11 protein-coding genes are annotated in these 12,087 nt (G+C 75.1%); 4 read left to right on the forward strand and 7 right to left on the reverse strand.

What is annotated here, in order from left to right:
- Window positions 1-114: 114 nt before the first annotated feature.
- The 3 genes from ABTZ17_RS23190 to ABTZ17_RS23200 all read right to left on the reverse strand — a co-directional run bounded on the left by ABTZ17_RS23190 (window position 115) and on the right by ABTZ17_RS23200 (window position 3,947).
- A complete protein-coding gene (locus ABTZ17_RS23190) occupies window positions 115-2,706 on the reverse strand; it encodes an FG-GAP repeat domain-containing protein (protein WP_352197604.1) in 2,592 nt (863 codons plus the stop codon).
- Between the two features lie 153 nt (window positions 2,707-2,859).
- A complete protein-coding gene (locus tag ABTZ17_RS23195) occupies window positions 2,860-3,108 on the reverse strand; it encodes a DUF397 domain-containing protein (protein WP_352197605.1) in 249 nt (82 codons plus the stop codon).
- Window positions 3,105-3,947 carry a helix-turn-helix domain-containing protein gene (locus tag ABTZ17_RS23200; protein ID WP_352197606.1) on the reverse strand — a complete coding sequence of 281 codons (843 nt, stop codon included), beginning with the start codon at window positions 3,945-3,947 and terminating at the stop codon, window positions 3,105-3,107. Before ABTZ17_RS23200 ends, ABTZ17_RS23195 begins: the two co-directional genes overlap by 4 nt.
- 130 nt (window positions 3,948-4,077) lie before the next feature.
- Here ABTZ17_RS23200 and ABTZ17_RS23205 point away from each other — a divergent pair, with 130 nt between their 5' ends.
- Complete coding sequence (locus ABTZ17_RS23205; RefSeq protein WP_352197607.1) at window positions 4,078-4,506, forward strand: ATP-binding protein; 429 nt, start codon at window positions 4,078-4,080, stop codon at window positions 4,504-4,506.
- A 107-nt stretch (window positions 4,507-4,613) separates the two neighbouring features.
- A complete protein-coding gene (locus ABTZ17_RS23210) occupies window positions 4,614-5,696 on the forward strand; it encodes a hypothetical protein (RefSeq protein WP_352197626.1) in 1,083 nt (360 codons plus the stop codon).
- Window positions 5,697-5,726: 30 nt separating this feature from the next.
- On the opposite strand, the gene ABTZ17_RS23215 is transcribed toward ABTZ17_RS23210, so the two are convergent.
- Both ABTZ17_RS23215 and ABTZ17_RS23220 read right to left on the reverse strand, forming a co-directional pair.
- Window positions 5,727-6,476 (reverse strand): GAP family protein, encoded by a 750-nt coding sequence (locus ABTZ17_RS23215; RefSeq protein ID WP_352197608.1) that lies wholly within the window; start codon window positions 6,474-6,476, stop codon window positions 5,727-5,729.
- A gap of 30 nt (window positions 6,477-6,506) precedes the next feature.
- Window positions 6,507-6,827: a hypothetical protein gene (locus ABTZ17_RS23220; protein WP_352197609.1), complete on the reverse strand. Its 321-nt coding sequence runs from the start codon at window positions 6,825-6,827 to the stop codon at window positions 6,507-6,509.
- Window positions 6,828-7,115: 288 nt separating this feature from the next.
- Here ABTZ17_RS23220 and ABTZ17_RS23225 point away from each other — a divergent pair, with 288 nt between their 5' ends.
- On the forward strand, window positions 7,116-8,081 hold the full coding sequence (locus ABTZ17_RS23225) for a squalene/phytoene synthase family protein (protein ID WP_352197610.1): 966 nt from the start codon (window positions 7,116-7,118) through the stop codon (window positions 8,079-8,081).
- 36 nt (window positions 8,082-8,117) lie between these two features.
- Here ABTZ17_RS23225 and ABTZ17_RS23230 read toward each other — a convergent pair whose 3' ends face one another.
- On the reverse strand, window positions 8,118-8,981 hold the full coding sequence (locus ABTZ17_RS23230; RefSeq protein WP_352197611.1) for a TIGR03619 family F420-dependent LLM class oxidoreductase: 864 nt from the start codon (window positions 8,979-8,981) through the stop codon (window positions 8,118-8,120).
- 121 nt (window positions 8,982-9,102) lie between these two features.
- A complete protein-coding gene (locus ABTZ17_RS23235; RefSeq protein WP_352197627.1) occupies window positions 9,103-10,209 on the reverse strand; it encodes an ADP-ribosylglycohydrolase family protein in 1,107 nt (368 codons plus the stop codon).
- Window positions 10,210-10,951: 742 nt separating this feature from the next.
- Here ABTZ17_RS23235 and ABTZ17_RS23240 point away from each other — a divergent pair.
- Window positions 10,952-12,073: a tyrosine-protein phosphatase gene (locus tag ABTZ17_RS23240; RefSeq protein WP_352197612.1), complete on the forward strand. Its 1,122-nt coding sequence runs from the start codon at window positions 10,952-10,954 to the stop codon at window positions 12,071-12,073.
- Window positions 12,074-12,087: the final 14 nt, after the last annotated feature.

Genomic DNA, 12,087 nt, shown 5'->3' on the forward strand with positions numbered 1-12,087 from the left:
CAACCGATTTAGCAACCAGTTAGCGGTGTGCTCCCCGTGTGCCTAGCCCCCTGGGGGGCGGCCCCCCCCCCCGGGGCGCCCGCCCCCGCCTCGGTGCGAGGAGCGCCGTCGGCGTCAGCGGACGGTCTTGTAGACCTGCCAGCCGGTGCCGAGCTGGAAGCGGGGCCCGAAGGTGCCCTGGCCGGTGCCGGCGAGGCGCCAGATCTTCCCGGAGGTGTCGCGGGCCAGGAGGTCGTTGTGACCGTCCCCGTTCAGGTCCCCGATGCCGACGAGGGTGTCGTACGAGGCGCCCCAGTCCTTCGCGATCCGCTTGGTGTAGAGGAAGTCGCCCTTGCCGTCGCCTTCCATCCGGAACAGGCCGTTCTTGCTGCCGTGCGCGACGAGGTCGCCGACGCCGTCGCCGTTGATGTCCCCCACCCCGACGATCTTCTTGAAGATGTTGACGCCGTTGCGGAGGACGATCCGGGCGCCGGGCAGGCCCGTGGCCGGGTCGGTGTCGTAGCGGTAGAGGATGCCGGTCTTCGGGTCGCGGGCCACCAGGTCCGGGAGACCGTCGTTGTCGAGGTCACCGGGGCTGGTGATGATGTCGTAGGCGTTCCAGCCCTTGCCGACCACCTTGTACGGGGTGTTCGGGGTGAGGGCGGCGGCCTTGCAGCCGGGGCTGTAGCGGCGCAGTTGGCCGTCGGTCATGCGGACCAGCACGTCGTTGCAGCGGTCGCCGTCCATGTCGCCCATGGGGACGGGCAGGGTGCCGGCCTTCCAGCCGGTGCCGGTCTTCGAGCCGCTGAAGTTGCCGGTGGCGGGGTGGCCGTAGGCGATGCGGATGCCGCCGGTCGAGGTCACGGAGAAGACGTCGCCGATGTTGTCGGGGGCGCCCGCGCCGGAACCGAAGTCCCGCAGGGTGCGCCCGCCGGCGGTGACGGTGACGGTGCCCGTCGCGAGGACCCGCTCCCCGCGGACGCCCTCGGCCGTGGCCTTCAGGGTCCAGGACAGCGGGCCGTCGGGGACGAGGGACCCGTTGGCGAGCCGACCGTTCCAGCGCGGCGCGAGGAGGTCCTTCTCCTCCTCGAAGACCTCGCCCTGCGGGGCCGTCCACACGGTCCGGCCGGTCCGGGGATCGGTGACCGTCAGGTCCCAGGTGGACACCGCCCGGTCCAGGGTCCAGCTCGGCGCCCACGCGGCGTCCGCGGTGGACTTCGGCACCTTCGCCGTGGGCGGGACGGACTTCGACACGATCTTCAGCGGACCGGGCGCGGGGGCCGTCCGCGCGGACTTCACCGTGTCCTGCGGTCCCGACCACGCGTAGGTGCCCTCGCCGCGTTCGTTGACGGTGAGCGCCCCGTACCCGGTGTCGGAGCTGCCGCCGACGAGCTCGTTGTCCCACCAGATGCCGTCGGCGGACCGGGACAGCTCGACCTGGGTCCGGAAGCTCTTGCCGTTCCGGGTTTCCATGAGGTTCGCCACGATCCGCAGTCGACCGGACTTCGTCGCCGCCACCCGCGGGTTGAATCCGCCCCGGATCCGGTAGTAGGTGTCCCCCCAGGTACGGGTGTCGGCCTCCCACTCGCGGGTGTTGATGGCGTCGTCGCCGTCCCACACGAGCGTGACGTCGGCGTCGGATTCGACCACCGGCCGCAGCGAGGCCACGTCCTTGCCCGGCTCCGTCACGGGGGCGGGAGTCGACCAGGTCGCGTCCCCGGACTTGCGGATCGTCACGTAGGAGGCGGAGCGGGTCCGCTCGCCGTCGTGGAGCGAGCGCTGCCAGGTGACGGCCAGGGTGCCCGTGCCGGTGCCGCCGGCGGCGAGGGCCGGGGCGAAGGGGCCGCTCCAGTCGGGGCTCGGGGCGGCGCCGGTGTCCAGGGGCTCCGGGGCGTTCCACTGCGCCGCGCCGGCCGGGCGGCCGGCGGTGAGGAGGCGGTCGCCCTGCTGGTAGAGGAGGGTGGCGTTGCCGGCGGCGTCCACGGCGAGATCGGTGTACTGCGGGGCTTCCTGTCCGCTGCCCGGGGTACCGACGCGCACGGGGGCGGACCAGGTGCCGTCGGAGGCCCGGGTGGCGGTCTGCACCTCGACCACGGCGGGCGCCGAGGCGCGGGGCGTCCAGCCGACCCAGCCGACCCAGACGGCGGTGGCCGTGCCGCCGGGCCCGGCGGCCAGCTTGACCTCTCGGGGCCGCAGGCCCGCCGACAGCGGCAGCACCTCGGTGGTCGCGCTCCAGCGGCCGGAGGTGAAGCTCGCGCTCACCAGGCGGCCCGGGGTGCCGTTCGCGGAGCCGATGTCGCCCGGGTACTCCCGCCACAGGGCCACCACCGACGGGCCCGCGGTGGTCAGGGTGATCAGTTCGCGGTCCTCGGCCTCCCGGGGCGTGCTGCCCAGGGCGACCGGGGCGGTCCAGACGCTCGAACCGCCCGCCCGGGTCACCGCGTAGTAGGTGTTGGTCCGGTCGGTACCGGAGGCGGGCCGGGCCCGGAAGACGACCACCGTGGTGCGGTCGGAAGCCACTGCCACCGACATGGTCTTCACGTCGCGGACGGCGAGCCCGGACCGGTAGGCGGTCTCCGCGCTGGAGAACGTCGGCAGGACGTCGTCGGCCGCCACGGCGCTGCCGGCCGGGCCGAACAGCGGGACGGCCCCGGCGACGGCCGTGAGGACCACCGAGGCGGCGAGGGCCCGGCGGCCCCGGAGAGCGGTGTGACGCAGCTGACGCAATGGATCCCCCGTGCTGTGAAGTGCCGCTGACATGCGTCAGACCCTTCACGTCCACGTGGAGTTGTGCGCCTCGTCGTGTGGTGTGGATCACCCGGTGGCTGCGCCGGAGCCCCGGCCCGAGGCGGGCCGGGACTCCGGGGCGTCCGGGGTCGCTCAGGCGGAGACGGCGTACCCGAGGAAGGCGGTCCAGGCGCCGGGCGCGAGGGCCAGCTCGGGGCTGTCCGCGAGCTTGGAATCACGGACGTGCACGGTCTCGCAGGCACAGGTGGCGACCTCTACGCAGTCGTCGCCATCGCTGCTGCTGTGGGTGGACTTGTGCCAGGGGATGGCGACCTCTACGCAGTCATCGCCTTCGCTGCCGCTGTAGCTGCTCTTGAACCAGTGCAGCTCTGCGTTGCTCATAGCGTTCCTCGCATTCGCTCCAACAGGCCCCGCGACTCTGCGGGGTTGAGGGCCTGTGAGCGCAGTTTGGCATACCGCTGATGGAGAACGCCGACGGCTTTGGGCTCCGAAATGAGGTGCCCCGTCTTCTGTCCTTCGCTGTATCCCATCCAGGTGTTGTCTTCGGTCTCCAGGAGTCGGAGGGGGCCGTCGGTGCCCGCGTGATCCGGCTGGACGAGCGGCACCAGCTGAAAGGTGACATTCGGCAGTCGGGAGATCTCGATCAGGTGCTCGATCAGCCGCCCGGTGATCTCCCGTCCCCCGATCTGCCGCTCGATCACCGCTTGGTCCACGATGAAGCTGAAGGCCGTGTACGGGGTGCGGTGCAGCAGGTGCTGCCTCTCCAGCCGCATCTTGACCCGTGCTTCCACCTGCTGTGGCGTGGGGGGAGGAGGTGCATTGCGGATCAGGGCCCGCGCGTACTCCTCGGTCTGGAGCAGGCCCGGCACGACCCGGCACTCGTAGGTGTTCAGGGCCAGCGCGATGTCCTCCAGCCGGGCCCACTCGCGGAACCAGGAGGCCAGGCCCTGCTGGCGCATGAGGTGGCGGGCGGCCAGTCGGAGGACGCCGAAGGCGTCCAACTGTTCCTCCGCGCGCTCCACGAACCGCGGGGACGGATAGCGGCGGCCCTGCTCGATGGAGCCGATGTACTGCACGGAGTACCTCATCAGCGGGGCCAGTTGCTCCTGGGTGAGCCCCCGGCGCTTGCGGAACGCCTTGACCGTCTCCCCGAAGCCCACGAGGCCGCTGTTGGGTTCCACTTCTTCGTCGCTCTCGATGTCGGTACTGGTGTTGGTCATGCCCGTCACCTCCCGGGTGTGAAGTGTCACGAGCTGTAACCGCGCCTGTCCAGGGATCGGACTCGTACAAATTGATTTGTACGAGTCCGGTTGCTGCTCAAACCGCCCTGACCGGCGAGAACTTGGTCCCATGGACGCTCTCGCCGAGGTCTCGGCGCCACCCGTACGCATGTTCACTCAGCGTTTCAGCGCGACCCGCCGGGGCGCCCGGCTCGCCCGCTATCTGGCCACCCTGCAGTTGCACGACTGGGGGGTGCCGCTCGGGGGCGACGCCTCCTACGCGGTGTCGGTGGTGCTCGGGGAGCTGGCGGTGAACGCGATCACGCACGGGCGGGTGCCGGGGCGGGACTTCGAGGTGCGGTTGGTGCTGCTGCCGGCCACGGGCACGCTCCGGGTGGAGGTGTCCGACCCGAGGGCGGACCGGCTGCCGCTGACGGGGCCGGAGGGGTGCGGGCTGCGGCTGGTCGGGGCCTTCAGCCGGGGGTGGGGGGTGACCGGGCGGCGGATCGGCAAGACGGTGTGGGCCGAGCTGTGCCTCGGGCGGAACGGCCTGGGCTGAGCCGGTCGGACCGCGCCGGTCGGGCGGGCCCGGATATCCGTTCGCGCGGGTGCCGGGCCCGCGCGATGATCCCCGTCGGAGGAACGGGGAGGGCGCTGTTGTCGGACGTGTTCGTGTGCGCGGGGTGCGGGGCCGAGCTGACGGGTCCGCTGTCGGAGGTCGCGCTGCCGGCGCACAGTCGCCAGGAAGCCTGGAACGGGCGTTGGATGCCCGCGCTGATGGAACCGGGCACGTACGCCGTGCAGCCGGAACCCTCCGGCCCGCCCTACCTGGAGTGGGACGAGTTCGCGCCCGGGGAGCCGGAGGCGCGCGGGGTGTACGCCTGGGACCCGGTGCTGTCGGACGGGCCGGCGGGGGCGGTGCTGATCGCCCCCGGGGAGCTGTGGGGCACATACGTCTTCCCGGACGCGCACCACGGGGGCTGCTGCGGGGTGGCGGGCGGGGCGGGGCCGAACACGGCCTGCTCGCGGTGCCGTACGCCCGTGGCGACGCGCATCGACGACTGCTACCGGTGGCAGGAGGTGTGGCTGCACCCGCCCGGGGTGCGCCGGATCCCCGGCCCGGAACTGCCCGCCGACCGGATCGCGGGCTGGGCGGAGCTGGTGCGGGAGATCGAGCCGGAGCCGCCCGTGGATCCGTACGGCTCCTGGTCACCGGTGTGGCACGCGGCGGTGTCGGTGGCCCTCGCCCACCTGCTGGTGGGCAGTGGCGGGCGGCGGGTGGTCTTCCCGAAGGGGCCGGTGGAGCAGGTGTTCCGGCGGAGCGCGGAGCGGTGGCTGCCCGACCCGGCCCGGGGCGAGGTGCCGCTGCGGGTGGCCGGTCCGGGGCTGCCGGGGCCCGGACCGGGGGCGGACGCGCTGCTGCTCGTGCCCTCCCATCCGCGGACCGGGCGGGTGTGGGAGCCGGCGGACGATCCGGGGGCGCGGCGGGTGCCGCTGCCGTTCCCGCTGTGGCTGCACCTGGCCCGGGGCGGACGCGACCGTCGGGGGCTGCCGGCGACGGGCCGGCTGCCGGCCGGGGTGGCGCGGGACGATCCGGCGCCGCCCGCGGCCGCCTACCTCTTCGAGGCGAACACGTGGCTGACGCGCCGGACCCTGGCCCGGCTGCCCGCCGTCCGGGAGCCCTGGCCGGCCGCCCTGTACGCGCGGATGGTGGCCCCGGAACGCCGGACGGCCGCCACCCGGAGGTGACGGCCGGCCCCGCGCACCCGGTCGGCGCGGTCAGTCCACGCCGACCAGGGAGAGCAGCTTCGGGTAGGCCGAGGACTGCGACAGCAGCAGGAACCCGGCGAGGGCGAACAACCAGGCGGTGTTCTCGCGTGCGTTGTCGCGGAACCAGAAGTCGATGCGGCGCAGCGGGCGGCGGACGCGGTGCGCGGAGACCAGCCGGGCCAGGGTGAGCAGGGCCGCCGGGGCCACCATCACCGCGCAGTACACGGCCATGATCCCGGCCTGGGAGGCCCAGGGGAGGCCGCTGCGGTCCAGGGTGCCGATGGCCGCCAGGTACGGGAACACCGTGGCGGCTTCGAGGACCACGGCCAGCAGGGAGACCGTGAGCAGCCCGGCCGTGGTGGCGCCGGGGCCGACGGCCCGGTCCCGCCAGTGCGCGAGCCGGCCCGGCCCGGAGCGCTCCTTGCGGACGAACCCGTACCAGAGGGCCGTCAGGATCAGGGCCCCGCCGACGACGGCGAGGGCCTTGTCCCCGGTGGGCGAGTCCACGGCCGCCTTCAGGTCCGCGCGGACCGCCGACAGGGTGCCGAGCAGCACCAGCCCGAGGGCCAGGTATCCGGCGGCGACCAGCAGCAGGTAGCCGAAGACGCGGCCGGTGCGCAGCCCCGAGGGCATCAGCAGGAACCAGACGGGCACGGCGATCGTGGACACCCCGAGCGTGTCGAGGAGGGCGAGCGGCAGGACCTCCACGAAGGTCCCGCCAGTGGTCGCGGCCTCGGCGGCGAGGGCGGCGGTCGTCACCGGTGGTGCTCCTCGGATCCTCGGGGGAGGTCAGAGCCCCGGGTGGTCGCGGTGCTTCCGCGCCTCCCGCTCCACCTCCCGGTCGAACTCCCGCCGCATCTCCCGGTCCCGGTCCCGCTCCCGGTCCGCATCGCGCCCGCGTGATCCGGAGAGACCGAAATCCTCGCGCAACTCCTCGACGATGCCCTTCGGCTTCCGGCGGCGGGTGCTCTCCGCCAGTTCGATCACACCGAGGACCACGAGGACCACACCGAACGGGCGGCCTTCGAACCATCCGAATTCCAGGTCCGGGAAGAAGAGGGCGAGCACCCCGCCCGCGAGGATCGCGGCCACCCCGAACACCCGCTTCACGTCCGACGTCCCCCTGGATTCCGCCCGATCGGAACAAACAGCGCAACTCGGCTCCACCGTACGTCACATCGAAGCGGGCGGGCCATCTCCCGAGGGCCGGCGGCGCAGGGAGGCCGAGAATCGACCGAGGGGCCGGATCGTGCCGTCGCGCGGGCGCCGGGCCCGGAGCCCCGGTTCGGGCAGGTTCGGGAAGGGGCGGGGAGGGGCGGGGAGGGGGAGGGCCCCGCGCGGCGGTGCCCGTACGGTAGGGAACCGCCCCGTCCCACCCCGCCCTCCCAGGAGCCCCCCGTGCGCTGGCAACCCACCCTCACCACCGCCGGGATCACCGCCCCCACCCTCCGCGCCGACTACACGGCCGCCTCCCGCCGCGTCCTCCGCCGCGAGCGGGCCCCCTACCTCGCCCTCCGGCTCCTCGCCGAGCCGCGCCTCGTCCCGTACCTCACGGCGGGCCTCGCCTTCATGAACCTGGTCGACGACACCGCCGAGGGCCCCGACCCGGAGACCGCCCTCCGCGCCCTCGCGGCCCGCGTGGACGCCGCCCTCGCCGAAGCCGCGGCCACCGGCGGCGAGGGCGGCGAGGGCCGCGACGGCATCGATGACGGCGACGGCGGCGACGGCACCGGCGGGACGACCCCCGACGCCGTCCTCCGTGCCTACGCCCACGCCGTCGCCACCCGCGGCCTGCCCCGCACCTGGATCGACCGCTTCCTCGCCGGCGCGGCCGGCGCGGAGACCACCGCCGGCACCAGCGGCTTCGCCGACGAGGGAGAGTTCCAGGCGTACCTCGACGCGTACTCCTGGCCGGGGATCCTCGTCTTCACCGGCCTCCAGTACGAGGGCGGCCCCACCCCCGAACAGGCGGCCGCCTGGCGCCGCTTCGTGGACGCCGCCCAGCGCGTGGACTTCCTCGCCGACCTCGCGGGGGACCTGGCGGACGGCCGCCTGTGCATCCCCCGCGCCCGCCTCGACGAGCACGGCGTCACCCGCGCCGCCCTCGCCGTCGGCGCGGACACCCCGCAGGTGCGGGCCCTGCTCGCCGCCGAGTGCGGCCGCGCGCGGACCGCGCTGGCCGCCGCCGCGGACGTCGTCGACCACGCCGACCCGGGACTGCGCCGGGTCGGCCGCACGATGATCGACCTGATGGGCCACCAGCTCGACCTGGTCGAGGCCGCGGGCACCAGGGCGGCCCGCCGGGACACCGGGTACGGCCTGCTGGCTCCCCTCCGCATCCTGGCGGCGGCCCGCCGCTCCTGAACCGGCCCCGCCACGGCCCCCGGGGCCGGTCCTCGCTCAGAGGAACTGCGCGTACGAGTCCAGGACCCGCAACACCTCCGCGGTGCCGGCGGACGGCAGTTGCACCACCGTCTCCGTCACGCCCAGTTCGGCGTAGTGGGCGAGCTTCCCGGGGCTCGGGTGCACGGCGTACGGCACCACCTGGAGCTCCTTCGGGTCCCGGCCCGCGTCCTCCCACACCGCCCGCAGCACCGGCAGCGACTCCGACAGCCCGCCGCCGCCGATCGGCATCCAGCCGTCCGCGTAGCGGGCGATGTGCGCGAACAGCTTCGGCCCCGCCGCCCCGCCCAGCAGGGTCCGCGGACCGTGCAGCGGTCCGCGGTCGGCGCCGAGCGAGCGCGGCGCCTGCACCGGCTTCGGGTAGGCGTGACTGGCCCGCACCGAACCGAACGGCCCCTCGTACGCCTCCGGCCCCGGCGACCACAGGGCCCGCATCAACGCCATCCGGTCCTCGACCAGCTCCCGCCGGGTCCGCCACTCCACGCCGTGGTCGGCGGCCTCCTCGACGTTCCACCCGAAGCCCAGACCGAGGGTGAGCCGGCCGTCCGAGAGGTGGTCCAGGGTGGCGACCTGCTTGGCGAGGGCGATCGCGTCGTGCTGCGCGACCAGCGTGATGCCCGTCCCGAGGGCCAGCCGCTCCGTCACGGCGGCGGCCTGCGCGAGGGCGACGAACGGGTCCAGGGTCCGGCCGTACTCCACCGGCAGCTCGCCGCCCATCGGGGCGGGGGTCTCGCGGGAGGCCGGGATGTGGGTGTGCTCGGGGAGGTAGAGGCCGTGGAACCCGCGGTCCTCCAGTTCGCGGGCCAGTCGTACGGGGGAGACGGTCAGGTCCGTCAGGAAGACGGTCGTGGCGATCCGCATGGACAGACACCTCCGGGTGCGTGCGCGCGTGAGGGCCCAACGTACGGCCTGCGGCCCGCATTTCGGAGCCCCGGTGAGGCCGGGACGCGACCCGTTCCGGCCCGCGCGGCGAGCGCCCGGGTCAGGCGCGCGGGTACCGGGCCAGCCAGCCCGCCGCGGCACCCCCGGCCCCGTGCAGCGCGCCCCCCTGGGTCATCTCCATCGCGAAGTCGTCGGCCAGTTCCAGCACCGTCCCCCGCCCCTCCAGCTCCGCCACCCACGCCGCGGGCAGCGCGGTCTCCCCGTACAGCGCGCCCAGCAGCGCCCCGCAGAGGGCTCCGGTGGCCCGGGAGTCACCGCCGTGGTTCACGGCGAGCCGAAGCCCGTGCCGTACGTCCTCGGCGACGAGCGCGCTGTACACGGCCACCGAGAGGGCCCGCTCGGCATCCTGCCCGCCGGCGCCGGCGCCACCGCTACGGTCGCCGCCGGCGCCCTCGCTCTCGCCCAGGGCCTCCACCCGGTCGGCGGCCGGCACTCCCGGCCGGGCCGCCGCCGCGGCGGCCCGCAGCAGCGCGTCCGTCACCGGCTGTTGCCCCTGCCGGGCGGCGAGCAGGCCGAGGGCCCGCTGGAGCGCCCCGTCGAGCCCGTCACCACGGGTCAGCCCGTGCACGACCACGGCGAAGGCCCCCGCGGTCAGTCCGGCCACCGGGTGCCCGTGGCTCTGGGCGGCGCATTCGAGGGAGAGTTGCAGGACGAGGGCCGGTTCCCAGCCCACGAGCAGCCCGAAGGGCGCCGAGCGGACGGCGGCGTCGGCGTCGCGGGCCGTGGGGTTCTTGGGCTTGTCCAGGGTGCCGAGCACCTCGTCGCCGAAGCCGGTGAGGCAGGCCCGGCCGGGCCCGCGGCGGGCGTAGAGCCATTCCTGCCGGGCGAGCCAGCCGTTGTCCTCGCGGCGTTCGTCGGGCCCCCAGTCGCTCTGGGTGGCGGCCCACCGCCGGTAGGCGCGGTGCAGGTCGCTCGGCGGGTGCCAGGCCCCGGTGTCGCGGCGGACGTGGGCCCGGATCAGGCCGTCCACGGTGAACAGGGTCAGCTGGGTCGCGGCGGTCACGGTGCCGCGCCGACCACCGGGGAGGGGCACGGGCCCGGTGACGCCCTCCGCCCCGTGGGCCGCGCGGATCTCTTCGAGGGAGAGTCCGGCCACGGGGGCCCCGAGCGCGTCCCCGAGGGCCGCGCCGAGCAGGGCGCCGCGCACCCGGCTCCGGAAGTCCTGCTGGGCGGTACGTCCCCAGGCCCGCGCCCCGCCGAGGGTGGCGCCCCGCCCGAGGGTCCCGCCCGCCGTACCGGCACCCGTGGCCGCGCCCGTACCCGTACCCGCGCCCGTACCCGTGCTCGCACCCACAGCCGGCGCCTTGCCCACACCCACACCCGGCCCCGGAGCCCCGGCCGGTGCTCCGCCGTCCTTCGGGCCGCCCCCGGCGGCCCCGGCCACGGGGCCCGACTCCGCCCCCGCCCCCGCCCCCGCCTCGGGTCCCGGCACGGGTCTCGCGTGGGGGCGGACGGCCCCGTCCCGGGTCGCGTCCTCACCGCCGGCCGGTCCGTGCTCGCCGCCGGCCCGCGCGTGCCCCTCGGCCGGGGTTCCGGTCGCGCCGAGGGCGCCCGGGGTTCCGGCGGTTCCGGCCGCCGCGACGGTTCCGGCCGTCGGTGCGGGGGCGGCCGTCCCCGTGCCCGTACCCGCCCCGCCCGGGGCGCCCGCTTCGGCGGAACCTGCTGCTGCGCTCACCGGAACCCCCCAATTGGCTCTGGCGCAGCACTTTAACGGACACCGTCGGCCGAAAGTGGACGCGATCGGTTCCGGGCTCGGGAAGTGAGCGAAGAAGCGGCGGAGAACGGCCGGAATCCAAAGGTGGCACGTTTTGCCACTTGCCTTCGGGTCGGTGAATTCCGGCCATCCCGCGTTCAACGTCCGTTCCGACGGGGCCCGGAGGCTCACCGGCATGAAGAAGGCCATCCCCGGCGCCCTCGCCGCCCTCCTCGCCGCCGCCGTCGCCCTGCCCCTCGCCGCCGCGCCGAGCGCCACCGCCGTCCCCGCGCGGCAGGGCGACAGCCGCTCCCACGGCCACGACGGCCGTCACCAGCACCGCCCCGCCGTCCCCTTCACCCGGGCGCAGGTCACGGCCGCGCCCACCGAGAACGGCACCTTCACCCTCACCTGGTCCGCCGAGGGCGTCCGCCGCGTCACCATCGAGGCCGCCGGCCGGGTCGTCGCCCGCGGCGGCGCCACCGGCACCGCCGTGGTCACCGGCCTGCCCGCCGCCGACCGCCGGTGGTTCACCTTCCGCGCCGACCGCGGCGAGCCGCTGCGCCTCGCCGACCGACTGGTCCGACTGGAGGGCACCGCCAACCTCCGCGACGCGGGCGGCTACCGCACCGCCGACGGCCGCTGGGTCCGGATGGGCGAGGTCTACCGCTCCGACGCCCTCGACAAGCTGACCGACGCCGACCGGGCCACGCTGCGCCGCCTCGGCATCGCCACCGTCTTCGACCTGCGGATGCGGGACGAGCGGGAGAAGGCCCCCGACCGCGTCCCCGCCGGCGCGGAGTACGTCGTCGCCGACGTGTTCGCCGGCTCCGGCTCCTTCCAGGTGCTGCCCCGCACCCCCGAGGAGGCCGTGGCCGCCATGGTCACCGCCGAGCGGGCCATGGTCGGTGGCGAGGGCGGCCGGAAGGCGTACACCCGCGTCTTCGAGGGCATCCGGCGGACCGCCGACCCGCGCGACGGCCGGGCCGTCCTCTTCCACTGCACGGCCGGCAAGGACCGTACGGGCTGGGCCGGCGCCGCCCTGCTCACCGCCCTCGGGGTCCCCGCCGACACCGTGATGGCGGACTACCTCGCCAGCAACGACTACCGCAAGGCCGCCAACGAGGCCGTCCTCGGCCACCTGCCCCCGCAACAGGCCGCCGTCTACAAGCCCCTGCTCGACGTCCGACCCGAGTACCTCGACGCCGGACACGACGAGCTGGCCACCCGCTTCGGGAGCTTCCCCGCCTACCTGAAGGCGCTCTCCGTGGACGGCCACGACCTCCGCCACCTCCAGCGGGACCTCCTCACCGACTGACGCACCGCCCGGCG

The sequence above is a fragment of the Streptomyces sp. NPDC097619 genome, assembly GCF_040302735.1.
Lineage (GTDB): Bacteria > Actinomycetota > Actinomycetes > Streptomycetales > Streptomycetaceae > Streptomyces.